The sequence below is a fragment of the Streptomyces sp. NRRL F-5650 genome (genome assembly GCF_000721365.1).
Classification (GTDB): Bacteria; Actinomycetota; Actinomycetes; order Streptomycetales; family Streptomycetaceae; genus Streptomyces; species Streptomyces ardesiacus.
Genome location: NZ_JOGV01000059.1, coordinates 21,406 through 36,337, shown reverse-complemented (window position 1 = coordinate 36,337; position 14,932 = coordinate 21,406). Strand labels below are relative to the sequence as shown.

At 71.0% G+C, this 14,932-nt stretch carries 12 protein-coding genes; 4 read left to right on the top strand and 8 right to left on the bottom strand.

Annotated elements, in window-relative coordinates; genetic code table 11:
• Window positions 1-258: 258 nt before the first annotated feature.
• The 3 genes from IG88_RS0134250 to thyX all read right to left on the bottom strand — a co-directional run bounded on the left by IG88_RS0134250 (window position 259) and on the right by thyX (window position 3,955).
• Entirely contained in the window at window positions 259-1,944 is a 1,686-nt protein-coding gene (locus IG88_RS0134250) for a ribonuclease J (RefSeq protein WP_031049737.1), read from the bottom strand.
• Window positions 1,945-2,097: 153 nt separating this feature from the next.
• On the bottom strand, window positions 2,098-2,997 hold the full coding sequence (gene dapA, locus IG88_RS0134245) for a 4-hydroxy-tetrahydrodipicolinate synthase (RefSeq protein ID WP_031049735.1): 900 nt from the start codon (window positions 2,995-2,997) through the stop codon (window positions 2,098-2,100).
• A 217-nt stretch (window positions 2,998-3,214) separates the two neighbouring features.
• On the bottom strand, window positions 3,215-3,955 hold the full coding sequence (thyX, locus tag IG88_RS0134240) for an FAD-dependent thymidylate synthase (protein ID WP_031049733.1): 741 nt from the start codon (window positions 3,953-3,955) through the stop codon (window positions 3,215-3,217).
• 209 nt (window positions 3,956-4,164) lie between these two features.
• Here thyX and IG88_RS0134235 point away from each other — a divergent pair, with 209 nt between their 5' ends.
• Window positions 4,165-4,404 carry a hypothetical protein gene (locus IG88_RS0134235; protein ID WP_030404949.1) on the top strand — a complete coding sequence of 80 codons (240 nt, stop codon included), beginning with the start codon at window positions 4,165-4,167 and terminating at the stop codon, window positions 4,402-4,404.
• A gap of 117 nt (window positions 4,405-4,521) precedes the next feature.
• Window positions 4,522-5,076, top strand: a complete 555-nt coding sequence (locus tag IG88_RS0134230) for a hypothetical protein (RefSeq protein ID WP_031049731.1) — start codon at window positions 4,522-4,524, stop codon at window positions 5,074-5,076.
• Between the two features lie 77 nt (window positions 5,077-5,153).
• On the opposite strand, the gene IG88_RS0134225 is transcribed toward IG88_RS0134230, so the two are convergent.
• From IG88_RS0134225 to rpsO, 5 genes are all read right to left on the bottom strand, one after another.
• On the bottom strand, window positions 5,154-5,609 hold the full coding sequence (locus tag IG88_RS0134225; RefSeq protein ID WP_031049730.1) for a tetratricopeptide repeat protein: 456 nt from the start codon (window positions 5,607-5,609) through the stop codon (window positions 5,154-5,156).
• A 4-nt stretch (window positions 5,610-5,613) separates the two neighbouring features.
• The gene (dapB, locus tag IG88_RS0134220; RefSeq protein ID WP_031049728.1) at window positions 5,614-6,366 is read right to left on the bottom strand and encodes a 4-hydroxy-tetrahydrodipicolinate reductase; all 753 of its coding nucleotides are present in this window, start codon (window positions 6,364-6,366) and stop codon (window positions 5,614-5,616) included.
• A gap of 39 nt (window positions 6,367-6,405) precedes the next feature.
• Window positions 6,406-7,785, bottom strand: a complete 1,380-nt coding sequence (locus tag IG88_RS0134215) for a M16 family metallopeptidase (RefSeq protein WP_031049726.1) — start codon at window positions 7,783-7,785, stop codon at window positions 6,406-6,408.
• Complete coding sequence (locus IG88_RS0134210) at window positions 7,782-9,998, bottom strand: polyribonucleotide nucleotidyltransferase (RefSeq protein WP_031049723.1); 2,217 nt, start codon at window positions 9,996-9,998, stop codon at window positions 7,782-7,784. The genes IG88_RS0134215 and IG88_RS0134210 overlap by 4 nt, the downstream gene beginning before the upstream one ends.
• A gap of 289 nt (window positions 9,999-10,287) precedes the next feature.
• On the bottom strand, window positions 10,288-10,575 hold the full coding sequence (gene rpsO, locus IG88_RS0134205; protein WP_003973291.1) for a 30S ribosomal protein S15: 288 nt from the start codon (window positions 10,573-10,575) through the stop codon (window positions 10,288-10,290).
• 283 nt (window positions 10,576-10,858) lie between these two features.
• Here rpsO and IG88_RS0134200 point away from each other — a divergent pair, with 283 nt between their 5' ends.
• Window positions 10,859-11,155 (top strand): DUF397 domain-containing protein, encoded by a 297-nt coding sequence (locus IG88_RS0134200; protein WP_031049722.1) that lies wholly within the window; start codon window positions 10,859-10,861, stop codon window positions 11,153-11,155.
• A gap of 220 nt (window positions 11,156-11,375) precedes the next feature.
• Entirely contained in the window at window positions 11,376-14,666 is a 3,291-nt protein-coding gene (locus IG88_RS0134195; RefSeq protein ID WP_037837314.1) for an SCO5717 family growth-regulating ATPase, read from the top strand.
• Window positions 14,667-14,932: the final 266 nt, after the last annotated feature.

Here is a 14,932-nt window from a genome sequence, read left to right as displayed (position 1 = left end):
CGTTTCCGACTCTATCAGATCTTTCCGATCCGATTTCCTCGGTGCTTTCCAGGTTCCCGCTTTCGCGTTTCCCTTTCCGGCGCTTCCGACTTTATCAGAGATTCTGAGTCGGTATTTCCGCCCTCCGGGGCGGCTCCGAACCACGAAGTGGTTGGGGTGCCCGTCCGAGCGGAGGTGTAAACGTACTGGAGCGGGGCGCCTCGATGCAAATCGAGGCGCCCCGCTCCAGGTTGACGCTGTCGGCGGTCAGACGGACCGTCAGACCTCCACGACGACGGGCAGGATCATCGGCCGGCGCCGGTACGTGTCCGAGACCCACTTGCCGAGGGTCCTGCGCACTAGCTGCTGGAGCTGGTGCGGCTCGACGACGCCGTCCTGGGCCGAGCGCTCCAGTGCCTCGGTGATCTTGGGGAGCACCGCGGAGAAGGCCGAGTCGTCGATGCCCGAACCGCGCGCCTGGACGTGGGGCCCACCGGTGATCTTGCCGGTGGAGGAGTCCATGACCACGAAGACCGAGATGATGCCCTCGTCTCCGAGGATCTTGCGGTCCTTCAGGGCCGGTTCACCGACGTCGCCGACCGAGAGGCCGTCGACGTAGACGTATCCCGCCTGGACCTTGCCGGTGATCTTCGCCTTGCCCTCGACGAGGTCGACGACCACGCCGTCCTCGGCGATGACGATGCGGTCGTGCGGGACGCCGGTGAGGGCGCCCAGTTCGGCGTTGGCCCGCAGGTGGCGCCATTCGCCGTGGACCGGCATCAGGTTCTTCGGGCGGCAGATGTTGTAGAAGTACAGCAGCTCGCCGGCCGAGGCGTGGCCCGAGACGTGGACCTTGGCGTTGCCCTTGTGGACGACGTTGGCGCCCCAGCGGGTCAGGCCGTTGATCACGCGGTACACGGCGTTCTCGTTGCCCGGGATGAGGGACGAGGCCAGGATCACCGTGTCGCCGTTGGCGATGCGGATCTGGTGGTCGCGGTTGGCCATGCGGGACAGGGCGGCCATCGGTTCGCCCTGGGAGCCCGTGCAGACCAGGACGACCTCGCTGTCGGGCAGGTCGTCGAGCGTCTTGACGTCGACCACCAGGCCCGGCGGGACCTTGAGGTAGCCGAGGTCTCGCGCGATGCCCATGTTGCGGACCATGGAACGGCCGACGAAGGCGACCCGGCGGCCGTACTCGTGGGCGGCGTCCAGGATCTGCTGGATGCGGTGGACGTGGCTGGCGAAGCTCGCCACGATGATCCGCTTGCGGGCACTGGCGAAGACCTGCCGCAGGACGTTCGAGATGTCGCGCTCGGGCGGGACGAAGCCCGGTACCTCGGCGTTGGTCGAGTCGGCGAGGAGCAGGTCGATGCCCTCCTCGCTGAGCCGCGCGAACGCGTGCAGGTCGGTGAGGCGGCCGTCCAGCGGAAGCTGGTCCATCTTGAAGTCGCCGGTGTGGACGACCATGCCCGCCGGGGTGCGGATGGCTACGGCCAGCGCGTCCGGGATGGAGTGGTTGACCGCGACGAACTCGCAGTCGAAGGGACCGACGCGCTCGCGGTGGCCCTCCGCCACCTCGAGGGTGTACGGGCGGATGCGGTGTTCCTGGAGCTTGGCCTCGATGAGCGCGAGGGTCAGCTTGGAACCGATCAGCGGGATGTCCGGCTTCTCGCGCAGGAGGAAGGGGACGCCGCCGATGTGGTCCTCGTGGCCGTGGGTCAGGACGATGCCCTCGATGTCGTCGAGGCGGTCCCGGATGGACGAGAAGTCCGGCAGGATCAGGTCGATGCCGGGCTGCTCCTCCTCGGGGAAGAGTACGCCGCAGTCGACGATCAGCAGGCGGCCGCCGTATTCGAAGACCGTCATGTTGCGGCCGATTTCGCCGAGGCCGCCCAGGGGCGTGACCCGCAGGCCGCCCTTGGGAAGCGCCGGGGGCCGGCCCAGTTCAGGATGCGGATGACTCAAAAGACTCTCCTCACCACGCGCGCCACGTACCGGTGGCACGTGGCGCGCGTGACGTTCGTGCAGAAGCAGTTGTCGTTGTGGGGTGCGGGCACCGGTGGCCCGCCTATTCAGTTGTGAAGTCCGTCCGGTCGTGCGGTGGTGCGAAGTCCGATGTCAGAGCTGTACCCCGCCGGCGGCAAGATCGATCTTGAGCTGCTCGGTCTCCTCGGGCGTGAGCGCCACCATCGGGGCGCGCAGCGGTCCGGCGGGCAGTCCCTGGAGGGCGAGCGCGGCCTTGGTGGTCATGACGCCCTGGGTGCGGAACATGCCGGTGAAGACCGGGAGCAGCTTCTGGTGGATCTCCAGCGCCTTCTGTACGTCGCCCGCGACGAACGCGTCCACCATGGCGCGCAGCTCGGGGGTGACGACGTGGCCGACGACGGAGACGAAGCCGACCGCGCCGACCGAGAGGAGCGGGAGGTTCAGCATGTCGTCGCCCGAGTACCAGGCGAGGCCGGAGCGGGCGATGGCCCAGCTTGCCCGGCCGAGGTCGCCCTTGGCGTCCTTGTTGGCGACGATCCGCGGGTGCTCCGCGAGGCGGACCAGGGTCTCGGTGTTGATCGGGACGCCGCTGCGGCCGGGGATGTCGTAGAGCATGACCGGGAGCCGGCCGGCGTCGGCGATGGCCGTGAAGTGCTGGTACAGGCCCTCCTGCGGGGGCTTGTTGTAGTACGGCGTGACGAGCAGCAGGCCGTGGGCGCCGACGCGCTCGGCGGCACGGGCCAGCTCGATGCTGTGCTGGGTGTTGTTCGTGCCGACTCCGGCGACGACGTGGGCGCGGTCTCCGACGGCTTCCACCACGGCCCGTACGAGATCCGCTTTCTCCGCGTCGCTGGTGGTGGGGGACTCGCCGGTGGTGCCGTTGATGATCAGGCCGTCGTTGCCTGCGTCCACCAGGTGGGCGGCGAGCCGCTGGGCGCCGTCGAGGTCGAGTGCGCCGTCCGCCGTGAAGGGCGTGACCATGGCGGTGAGGACCCGCCCGAAGGGGGTCTGCGGAGTGGAGGTCGGAGCCATGGGTTACACGCTACTCGTTGCTCAGGGCCGGGTCTGCCCTCGGGGGAGGCGGCAGGTCGGAACGGGAGTGGAGCCCGGCACTGCCTGCTCGGGGGTTCAAGCAGTGCCGGGCACCTTTGATCAGGCTAGATGAACTTCTCCAAACGCCGCAATCCGGACACTTCGGATGGTTGATGCGTACATCTGTGCCCGGCTGGGACGGCGCGCGGCCGGGCCCCTACGGCGCCACACGGCCGTTGGCGTTGAAGGCGGCGTGGGTGAGCGGCATGAGCCGGGCCCACTCGGCCTCCATCTTCTCGCCGACCATCTCGATCTCCCGCTGCGGGAAGGAGGGCACCTTCGCCAGCTCGTGCTGGGTGCGCAGGCCCAGGAAGTGCATCAGCGAGCGGGCGTTGCAGGTGGCGTACATCGACGAGTAGAGGCCGACGGGGAGCACCGCGCGGGCCACCTCGCGGGCGACTCCGGCGGCGAGCATCCTCTGGTACGTGGCGTAGGCCTGGCGGTAGGAGTCCTCCATGGCGCCCCCGACCAGTTCGTGCTGCTCCGGGGTGCCCTCGACGAAGACGTACTTGCCGGGGCGGCCCTGCTGCACCAGCTTGCGGTCGGTGTCGGGCACGTAGAAGACCGGCTGGAGCTCGCGGTAGCGGCCCGACTCCTCGTTGTAGGACCAGCCGACGCGGTGCCGCATGAACTCGCGGAAGACGAAGATCGGGGCGCTGACGAAGAAGGTCATCGAGTTGTGCTCGAACGGGCTGCCGTGCCGGTCCCGCATCAGGTAGTTGATCAGGCCCTTGGAGCGCTCCGGGTCCTTCTTCAGCTCGTCCAGGGACTGCTCCCCGGCGGTCGAGACGCGGGCGGCGAACAGCACGTCGGCGTCGGTCGCGGCGCTCTTGACCAGCTCGACGGTGATGTCGCTGCGGAGGTCGATCTTGAAATCGTCGGCGGGGGTGTCGGTCACGGTGTGGAGGGCCTTCCCATCTCGTCGCTTGGCGCCCGTCTCGTCGCCTGGCGGGGCCACTCTACGGCCGCCGGGTCGCGGCCCGCCGAATCGGGCGATCGGTGCCGTGCCGCAATGAAGTCGGTGAAAGAGGGCACCTTGAGGGGCGTTCGTTCGTCTGTATGAGTAACAGCACTTCGTTCCAGTCCCTGAAGGGAGACGCAGCCCCTATGATCCGCCGGCGTGAACCCGTGCCGTTCGCCTTCGTCGCCGAGGCCGACAGGTTCCGCAGCAATGTCACACCGCCGCCGCGCGAGCGGGCGTCCTTCGGGCAGTTGGCCGGACGCTGGCTCCTCGGTGTCACCGTCGTCGCCGGGCTCGTGGGTTCCCTGGTGCTCGGGATGCCCGCCCTCTCGGCCGACCAGCCGTCCTCGCACAAACAGCCGTCACAGGCGTCCGAGGGGCGCTGAGCCGCGGGCGGCACGGCGGCCCGGCCTCCGTACGGACCCCCGAGGGTGGTGACGGCAGACACAGGTCGGTAGCCTCACCGGGCACAACACTTGCCATGGAACGAGTGAGGACCAGCCGTGCCCCTGCCCTTCCTGACGGCCGACCGCGCCTTTGACACGGCCGACGACGTCGCGCTGCCGTACGACGACCGCGACGTCTGGCGCCGGCCCTACCGGCCCGGGCCGTGGCGCGTGGGGACGGCGGCGCTGATGCTGCTGCTGGCGTCGTTCGTCCTGTTCGCGGCGGTCATCATCGCGGCGACCGGCGGGCCGTCCTCCGCCGGGGTGGTGTTCGGCATCGCGGTCGTCGTGATCGTCAGTGCCCTGCGGATGCTGCGCATGGGCGTGTGGGTCAGCGCCCACGGGGTGCGTCACGTGGCCTTCTTCAGCACGCGCACGGTGGCCTGGCAGCAGGTCGCCAGCGTGCGTACGGTGCAGCAGCCGGTGCGCTGGCTCGGGCTGCCGCGCACGGTGCAGGGGCAGGCGCTGCTGCTCGTCCGCAAGGGCCGCTCCGCGGAGCCCATGGCGCCGCTGCTGACCACGCACAACGCCGACTTCCTCGCGCGCGACGGTGCCTTCGACCGGGCGGCCGACGCGGTGGAGGCGTGGGCCGACGAGTACCGGCAGGACTGACCCGCCCGGAAAGCCGAAGGGCCGGGGCCCGAACCGCAGCTCGCGGTTCGGGCCCCGGCCCTTCGGCTTCCGCCTGCTCAGACGGTCTCGGTCTGCTTGCCGTCGTGGAGGGCGATCGCCCGCTGCATCGCCTTGCGGGCGCGCGGGGTGTCGCGGGCGTCGTGGTAGGCGACGGCGAGACGGAACCAGGTGCGCCAGTCGCCGGGACGGTCCTCCGTCTCGGCCTTGCGCACGGCGAAGACCTCGTCGGCGGACTCCCGGTCGACCCGGCCGCTGGGGGTGCGCTTCAGCTCGTCCACGGGCAGCCCGCCCTCGGCGTCGAGCTCGGCGGCGAGCTGGTTGGCCCTGCGGACGAACTGGGTGTTCTTCCACAGGAACCACAGGCCGATCACCGGCAGGATCAGCACCGCGACGCCGAAGGTGACGGTGAGCAGGGTGCCGGTCTTGATGAGCAGCACGCCGCGGCTGCCGACCAGGACGAAGTAGAAGACCAGGACGGCGGCCGTGACGAGGTACGTGATCTTGGCGCGCATGGTGTCAGTTCAGGTCCAGGAAGTGTTCCAGGCCGAAGGTGAGGCCCGGCGTGCTCACCACCCGGCGGGCGCCCAGCAGGATGCCCGGCATGAAACTGCTGTGGTGCAGGGAGTCGTGCCGGACGGTGAGCGTCTCGCCCTCGCCGCCGAGCAGCACCTCCTGGTGGGCCAGCAGGCCGCGCAGCCGGACCGCGTGCACCGGGACCCCGTCCACGTTCGCGCCGCGGGCGCCGTCCAGGGCGGTGGCAGTGGCGTCGGGCGCCGGTGCGGAGCCTGCCTTCTGCCGGGCCCGGGCGATGAGCTGGGCGGTGCGGGTGGCGGTGCCGCTGGGGGCGTCCACCTTGTTCGGGTGGTGCAGCTCGACGACCTCGACGGACTCGAAGTACGGGGCCGCGAGCTGCGCGAACTTCATGGTCAGCACGGCGCCGATGGAGAAGTTCGGCGCGATGAGCACACCCGTGCCCGGGGAGGCGTCGAGCCACGCGGTGAGCTGGGCGAGCCGCTCGTCGGTCCAGCCGGTGGTGCCGACGACGGCATGGATGCCGTGGCGTACGCAGTAGTCGAGGTTGTCCATCACCGAGGCCGGGGTGGTCAGCTCGACGGCGACCTGGGCGCCGGACTCGGCCAGCGTCTCCAGGCTGTCGCCCCGGCCGAGGGCGGCGACCAGCTCCATGTCCTCGGCGGCCTCGACCGCCCGTACCGCCTCGGAGCCGATCCGGCCCTTGGCACCGAGGACGGCCACGCGCAGCTTGCTCATGTCACATGCTTCCTTCTCGAACTTCTCGGAACGGGACCGTCAGGCGACGGCGTCGTGCAGCCGGGACGCCTGCTTGTCCTTGAGCGGGCCGATGACCGACAGGGAGGGCCGGCGGCCCAGGACGTCCCGGGCGACCGCGCGGACGTCGTCCGGCGTGACCGAGGCTATCCGGGCCAGCATGTCGTCGACCGACATCTGCTCGCCCCAGCACAGCTCGCTCTTGCCGATGCGGTTCATCAGCGCGCCGGTGTCCTCCAGGCCGAGGACCGTGGAGCCCTGGAGCTGGCCGATCGCGCGGCCGATCTCGTCGTCGGTGAGGCCGTGCTCGGCGACGTGGTCCAGTTCGTCGCGGCAGATCTGCAGCACGTCGTGCACCTGGGAGGGCCGGCAGCCCGCGTACACACCGAAGAGGCCGCAGTCGGCGAAGCCCGAGGTGTACGAGTACACGCTGTAGGCCAGTCCGCGCTTCTCCCGGACCTCCTGGAACAGGCGCGAGGACATGCCGCCGCCGAGGGCGGTGTTGAGGACGCCCATCGCCCAGCGGCGCTCGTCGGTGCGGGCCAGGCCCGGCATGCCGAGGATGACGTGGGCCTGCTCGGTCTTGCGGCCGATCAGCTCCACACGGCCCGCGGCGCGGACGGTGCGCCGGCCGTCGCGCGGGGCGAGCGGCTGGGCACCCGGGTCCTTCAGGGCGCCGGCCTTCTCGAAGGCGGCGCGGACCTGGCGGACGACCTTGGCGTGGTCGACGTTTCCGGCCGCGGCGACCACCAGGTGGGTCGGGTCGTAGTGCTTCCTGTAGAAGCGGCGGATGCGGTCGGCGGTGAGGGCGTTGACCGTGTCGACGGTGCCGAGGACGGGCCGGCCCAGCGCGTTGTCGCCGAACATGGTGTGCGCGAACAGGTCGTGCACGCAGTCGCCGGGGTCGTCCTCGGTCATCGCGATCTCCTCGAGGATGGCGCCGCGCTCGACGTCGACGTCCTCCTCCTGGATCAGCGAGCCGGTCAGCATGTCGCAGACGACGTCGATGGCGAGCGGCAGGTCGGTGTCGAGGACGCGTGCGTAGTAGCACGTGTACTCCTTCGCCGTGAACGCGTTCATCTCGCCGCCGACCGCGTCGATGGCGGAGGAGATGTCCAGGGCGCTGCGCCTGCGGGTGCCCTTGAAGAGCAGGTGCTCCAGGTAGTGGGTGGCGCCGTTCAGCGCGGGGGTTTCGTCGCGGGAGCCGACGTGGGCCCAGATGCCGAAGGTCGCCGAGCGGACCGAGGGGAGCGTCTCGGTGACGATGCGCAGACCGCCGGGGAGGGTCGTCCTGCGGACCGTGCCGATGCCGTGCTCGCCCTTGATCAGGGTTTGGGTACGGGCGACGGCCCGCGCCTCCGAGGAGGTGCGGGCCGTCGCCCTGGCGTTACGGGACGTCACTTGTCGGCGTCGTCCTTCTTCTCGTCGCCTTCTTCGCCCTCGATGACCGGGATCAGGGAGAGCTTGCCGCGGGAGTCGATCTCGGCGATCTCGACCTGGACCTTCTGGCCCACGCCGAGGACGTCCTCGACGTTCTCCACGCGCTTGCCGCCGGCGAGCTTGCGGATCTGCGAGATGTGCAGCAGACCGTCCTTGCCGGGCAGCAGCGAGACGAACGCGCCGAAGGTGGTCGTCTTGACGACCGTGCCCAGGTAGCGCTCGCCGACCTCGGGCATGGTCGGGTTGGCGATGCCGTTGATCGTGGCGCGGGCGGCCTCGGCGGCCGGGCCGTCGGCGGCACCGATGTAGATGGTGCCGTCGTCCTCGATCGTGATGTCGGCGCCCGTGTCCTCCTGGATCTGGTTGATCATCTTGCCCTTGGGGCCGATGACCTCACCGATCTTGTCGACGGGGATCTTCACGGTGATGATCCGCGGCGCGTTCGGGGACATCTCGTCCGGCGTGTCGATCGCTTCCATCATCACGTCGAGGATGTGGAGGCGGGCGTCACGGGCCTGCTTGAGGGCGGCGGCCAGGACGGAGGCGGGGATGCCGTCCAGCTTGGTGTCGAGCTGGAGGGCGGTCACGAACTCCTTGGTGCCGGCGACCTTGAAGTCCATGTCGCCGAAGGCGTCCTCCGCACCGAGGATGTCGGTGAGGGCGACGTAGTGCGTCTCGCCGTTGATCTCCTGGGAGATCAGGCCCATGGCGATACCGGCGACGGGGGCCTTGAGCGGCACACCGGCGTTCAGCAGCGACATGGTGGAGGCGCAGACCGAGCCCATGGACGTCGAGCCGTTGGAGCCGAGGGCCTCGGACACCTGGCGGATCGCGTAGGGGAACTCCTCGCGCGTCGGCAGCACCGGAACGATGGCGCGCTCGGCGAGGGCGCCGTGGCCGATCTCGCGGCGCTTGGGGGAGCCGACGCGGCCGGTCTCGCCGACGGAGTACGGCGGGAAGTTGTAGTTGTGCATGTAGCGCTTGCGCGTCACCGGGGAGAGGGTGTCGAGCTGCTGCTCCATGCGGAGCATGTTCAGCGTGGTGACGCCCAGGATCTGGGTCTCGCCGCGCTCGAACAGGGCGGAGCCGTGCACGCGCGGGATGGCCTCGACCTCGGCGGCCAGGGTGCGGATGTCGGTGACACCGCGGCCGTCGATGCGCTTCTTCTCCTTGATCACGCGCTCGCGGACCAGGGACTTGGTCAGCGCGCGGTACGCGGCGGAGATCTCCTTCTCGCGGCCCTCGAACTCCGGCAGGAGCTTCTCGGCGGCGATGCCCTTGACGCGGTCCAGCTCGGCCTCGCGCTCCTGCTTGCCGGCGATGGTGAGCGCCTGGGCCAGCTCGGGCTTGACGGCGCCGGTCAGCGCCTCCAGGACGTCGTCCTGGTAGTCGAGGAAGATCGGGAACTCGCCGGTCGGCTTCGCGGCCTTGGCGGCGAGGTCGGCCTGGGCGCGGCAGAGCACCTTGATGAAGGGCTTCGCGGCCTCGAGACCGGCGGCGACGACCTCCTCGGTGGGGGCCTCGGCGCCGCCCTCGACCAGCTTGACGGTCTTCTCGGTGGCCTCGGCCTCGACCATCATGATCGCGACGTCGCCGTCCTCCAGGACACGGCCCGCGACGACCATGTCGAAGACCGCGTCCTCGAGCTCGGTGTGCGTCGGGAAGGCCACCCACTGGCCGCGGATCAGCGCGACGCGGACGCCGCCGATCGGGCCGGAGAAGGGCAGACCGGCCAGCTGCGTCGACGCGGAGGCGGCGTTGATCGCCACGACGTCGTACAGGTGGTCGGGGTTGAGGGCCATGACCGTGGCGACGACCTGGATCTCGTTGCGCAGGCCCTTCTTGAAGGACGGGCGCAGCGGGCGGTCGATCAGGCGGCAGGTGAGGATGGCGTCCTCGGAGGGACGGCCCTCGCGGCGGAAAAAGCTGCCCGGGATCTTGCCGGCGGCGTACATCCGCTCCTCGACGTCCACCGTGAGCGGGAAGAAGTCGAGCTGGTCCTTCGGGTTCTTGGAGGCGCTGGTGGCCGACAGCACCATGGTGTCGTCGTCCAGGTACGCCACGGCGCTGCCGGCGGCCTGACGGGCCAGGCGGCCCGTCTCGAAGCGGATGGTGCGGGTGCCGAAGGCGCCGTTGTCGATCACGGCTTCGGCGTAGTGGGTCTCGTTCTCCACTAGTGATTTCTCCGATGCTTGTCGTCTTTTGTCCCGCACCGCCCGTGTGGCGGCGGGGACGGGTGCCGGAGAAGCGTTCCGTGCAATGCGGGCCGGTCTTCGATCGAAGCACCCGGGGATCTGCCCCCGGGGGCCACTACCGAGGACCGGCGGCGGCGTGAGGTCCGCTCCTCCTCGTCGTACGTCGTGCGTCTTGTCTGTTACCACACTACAAAGGGGCGGCGACAGCGCGCACGTACAGCAAAGGGAGCGGCCCCCTTGCGTTGGGAACCGCTCCCTTCACGGCGTGCTATCGGGCGCCCGCCGCACCGCGGCGGATGCCGAGGCGCTCGACCAGCGCACGGAAGCGCTGGATGTCCTTCTTGGCGAGGTACTGCAGCAGCCGGCGGCGCTGGCCGACCAGGATGAGCAGACCACGGCGGGAGTGGTGGTCGTGCTTGTGGGTCTTGAGGTGCTCGGTCAGGTCGGAGATCCGACGGGACAGCAGAGCGACCTGGACCTCGGGGGAGCCGGTGTCGCCCTCCTTGGTACCGAACTCGGTGATGATCTGCTTCTTCACTGCGGCGTCGAGCGACACGCGTTCTCCTCTTGGTCTGTGACTGGCCACCGAGTGCCCCCGGTCTACGTCTCGGGGGATCTTCCACGACTCGGAAGGCGGGGATCCGCTGGGCGCGACCTCCAGGGCTCATCGCTCCGGGGGCGCGTACACAAACGGCCGTCCCACAGCCTACCAGCCCGTAGGGACACCTCGGCCCGTCGCCCGTACCGGTGCCTCCATCGGAGAACCGCTGACCTGGAAGAAGGTGACAAGTATGGTGACCGCACAGTTCGTTGGGACAACAGGAAGGACCCATGCCGCAATGGCCGAGGCCGAGGACAAGGAACTCCGCGCACGCAAGGACCGGGAGCGGGACGAGCTCTACGCCCTCGACATCTCCGGCGTCGAGTGGCACAGCGCGCCCGGCACCGAGGCCCACGAGGAGCGGGTCGAGATCGCCTACCTCCCGGAGGGCGCCGTCGCCATGCGGTCCTCCCTGGACCCGGACACCGTGCTGCGGTACACGGAGGCGGAGTGGCGGGCGTTCGTCCTGGGCGCGCGGGACGGGGAGTTCGACCTGGAGCCGGCACCCCAGGAAGGGGGGAACGGCACCGAGTAGGTCGCCTGGGCGTCGGCGGGGCTCAGGGGGAGGACGGGGGCTGCCGGGGCGCGGCTCGTGATGATTAGGCTGGTGTCGGGCGCGACGCCCGGAACCCGTGAGCGGGCGTCGGCGTCACAGGGGGAGAACCGGTGGATCGGACGACCTCGGACAACTTCGGACGACGAGCAAGGGTCGCCCCAGCACGGCTTGAGGGTGCTCGACCACACCAGGAGGAACTGTGAGCAGCGACCGGGACGGGATCCGCGGGGGCTGGGCTTCACCCGGCGATGACCAGCCCGACGCGGAGTCCTCCGTCGAGACGACCGGCGAGTTCACCATCGACTACGCGCCGCCCGCCTGGTACACGCAGAACGCGTCCGGCGGCAGTGCGCAGGAAGAGGGGGAGGGCGAGGAGGGCGCCGGGTCGTCTTCCGGGTCGTCTTCGGGTTCGACTGCCAACTCCTCCCCGTCCGGGCCGACGGCACCGGCTGCTCCGGCTGCTCCTCGTGGCCCCGTTCCGCCGTTGCCCGGCTTGACTCCGCCGCCGCACGCGACGCCCCACGGGGCCTCCTCCGCTCCGGCTCCCGCTCCGGGGGCGCCGTTCACGCCGCCGCCACCGGCTCCCGCTCCGGGCGCCCCCTTCACACCGCCTCCGCCGCCGGGGCCGGGTGCGCCGTTCACGCCGCCCGCGCCGCCGAGCGCCGGCCCGGCCGGGGTGCCCAGGCTGCCGGTGGGGAGCGGTTTCGAGCCGCAGCCGCAGACCCCCGCGCCCCAGACCCCCGCGCCGCAGCCGCCCGGGCCCGAAGCCGAGCCGGAGCCCGGGCCGCACGATCGGACGCCGGAGCCCGAGCCGGAGACCGACCCGGCGCCTGCCGCGGACCTCGCCTCTCCCACGGCCCTGCCGGCGTTTCCGGCCGGTGGGTTCCAGCTCCAGGCTCCCGCTCCGCCGTCGTCGGCCGAGGACCCCAAGGCGGTTGACGAGCCCGAGACCGGCTCGGAGGGTCCGGAGGGTTCGGGGGGTTCGGAGGACTTCGACAACGGCGACCTCGAAAGCGGCGCCACCATGCGCTTCTCCGCGGTCGCCCTCAAGCGCGAGATCGCCGGCCGGGCTGCCACGGAGGACGCCGCCGAGGAGGAGCGGGCCGCCGGTTCCGGCGCCGCCGACGACGCTCCGGGCGCCGTGTCCGAGCCGGCCGAGGACGCGCCCGAGGCCGAGAGCACCGACGGTCCGGTGTCTGCCAAGAGCACCGACGGCCCGGTGTCCGCCAAGAGCACCGACGGTCCGGTGTCCGCCGAGGGAGGCGACACCGACACCGGCGCCGTTTCCGAGGAGGTCTCCGACGACGCCGCCGCCGACGACGAGGTTTCCGGTGTCCGCGACGGCGACGTGGACGACCCCCGCCTCGACGGGCCGGGCCAGGGCGCCGAACCGGAGCCTGAGCCTGAACCGGTCGCGCTGACCGTCGTACCCGAGCCCGGCCCAGACCGCGAGCCCGGCCCCGGGTCGGCCACCGGGCCCGGGGACAGCCTTCCGGCGAAGGACGAGCCCGAGGATCCCGAGGATGCGGTACCCCCCGGCACCGCGCCGTCGGCCGACAGCGGGCCTCAGGACGCCGTTCCGCAGGACGCCCCGCCCCCGGCGCCGACACCGGGCGGGGTGCCGCCGCTGCCTCCGTCCTACCCGCCGGTCGCGCCCGCGCCGGCCCAGCAGTGGCCCGCGCAGCCGCAGCCCGCCCCCGCCGTTCCCGAGCAGCCGGCGGTCCCGGTCCAGCAGCCCCCCTTCCAGCCGCAGGCGCCGCAGCCCGCGCCCGCCGCGTGGAACCAGCCGGCCGCGGCGTCCGCTCCACCGGCCCCGGGGACCGGTTACGGCTTCCCCCAGCCCGGCGCCCAGCAGCCGCAGCCACAGCCCCCGGCCCAGCCGCACTCCCCCGCCCAGCCCGGCGGGTACGGCTTCCCGCAGGCGCCGCACGGACCGGCACCGCAACAGCCGTACCCGGGCGTGCCACAGCAGCCCCAGCCGACGCAACAGCCACAGCAGCCGCAGCAAGCTCCTCCGGCCCAGCCCGGGCAGCCGGGACAGCCGGGTCAGCCGGGACAGGCACCCGATGCGCACCAGGCTGCTCCCCAAGCGTCCCCGGCCCACCAGCCGGCACAGCAGCCCGGCCAGCAGCCGGAGTACCCGCCCCAGCCCCACCAGCCCCACCAGCCCCAGGCACCGCAGCCGCAGCCCGCCGATCCCCGGGTCGGTGCCGCCTGGCCGCAGCCCATGCAGCACGACCAGCGGCAGCCCACCAACCCGGGGGCCGCGCCGCTCGGTTACACGGCGGCCGTGGAGCTGTCCTCCGACCGGCTGCTCAACAACAAGCGGCAGAAGGCGAAGAGCAGCCGTCCGGCGGCCGGCGGTTCGCGGTTCAAGCTGGGAGGGAAGAAGGAGGAGGCCGAACGGCAGCGCAAGCTGGACCTGATCCGCACCCCGGTGCTGTCCTGCTACCGCATCGCCGTGATCAGCCTCAAGGGCGGTGTCGGCAAGACGACCACGACGACCGCGCTGGGTTCCACGCTCGCCACCGAGCGGCAGGACAAGATCCTCGCGATCGACGCCAACCCGGACGCCGGTACGCTCGGCCGCCGCGTGCGCCGGGAGACGGGGGCCACGATCCGTGACCTCGTCCAGGCGATCCCGTACCTCAACTCGTACATGGACATCAGGCGGTTCACCTCGCAGGCCCCGTCCGGTCTGGAGATCATCGCCAACGACGTCGACCCGGCCGTGTCGACGACCTTCAACGACGAGGACTACCGGCGCGCGATCGACGTGCTCGGGCAGCAGTACCCGATCATCCTCACCGACTCGGGCACCGGTCTCCTCTACAGCGCCATGCGCGGCGTGCTCGACCTCGCCGACCAGCTCATCATCATCTCCACCCCGTCCGTGGACGGTGCGAGCAGCGCCAGTACGACGCTGGACTGGCTGTCGGCGCACGGGTACGCCGACCTCGTCTCCCGCTCCCTCACCGTCATCTCGGGGGTTCGCGAGACCGGCAAGATGATCAAGGTGGAGGACATCGTCGGGCACTTCCAGACCCGGTGCCGGGGTGTGGTCGTGGTGCCGTTCGACGAGCACCTGGCCGCCGGTGCCGAGGTCGACCTCGACATGATGCGGCCGAAGGTGCGGGAGGCGTACTTCAACCTCGCGGCGATGGTCGCCGAGGACTTCGTCCGCCACCAGCAGTCGCACGGTCTGTGGACGTCCGACGGCAACCCGCCCCCGGTCGCGGCCCCGCCCATGCCGGGCCAGCAGATGCCGGGCCAGCCCATGCCCGGACAGCCGGCGCCGGGCCAGCAGATGCCGGGACAGCCGTACCCGCCACAACAGCAGCCGCAGCCGGGGCCGCAGCCGGGGCAGCCGTACCCGCCGCAGCCCGGTTACGGTCAGCAGCCCTATCCCCAGCCGCCCGGTTACGGATACCCGCAGCAGGGACAGCCGGGGCAGCCCGGGCAGGCGCCCCCTCCCCCGCCGCAGCAGTAGCTCCGTCCACCTCCGAAGGCCCGCACCGTCCCCGACGGCGCGGGCCTTCGAGCGTGTGCGAACGACAACGGCCGTCCCTGCCGTCACCCTCTCACCAGGGAGGCGCCAGTGGTCTGCGCCAATGAGGGTCACAGCTTGGCCAACTCGGCGTTCCCGCAGGCCACATGGGGTTTGACACCCCGTTGACGCGCGCAGACTGCCGCTGGTAGACACACACTTCGTTCCGCGTTCACCACCGTTCGAGCCCGCCCGCACGCAGACGCCCG

Coding starts and splice junctions, on each gene's coding strand:
- dapA (WP_031049735.1), bottom strand. CDS start 2,997: ATGGCTCCGACCTCCACTCCGCAGACCCCCTTCGGGCGGGTCCTCACC.
- IG88_RS0134235 (WP_030404949.1), top strand. CDS start 4,165: ATGATCCGCCGGCGTGAACCCGTGCCGTTCGCCTTCGTCGCCGAGGCC.
- IG88_RS0134225 (WP_031049730.1), bottom strand. CDS start 5,609: ATGCGCGCCAAGATCACGTACCTCGTCACGGCCGCCGTCCTGGTCTTC.
- dapB (WP_031049728.1), bottom strand. CDS start 6,366: ATGAGCAAGCTGCGCGTGGCCGTCCTCGGTGCCAAGGGCCGGATCGGC.
- IG88_RS0134200 (WP_031049722.1), top strand. CDS start 10,859: ATGGCCGAGGCCGAGGACAAGGAACTCCGCGCACGCAAGGACCGGGAG.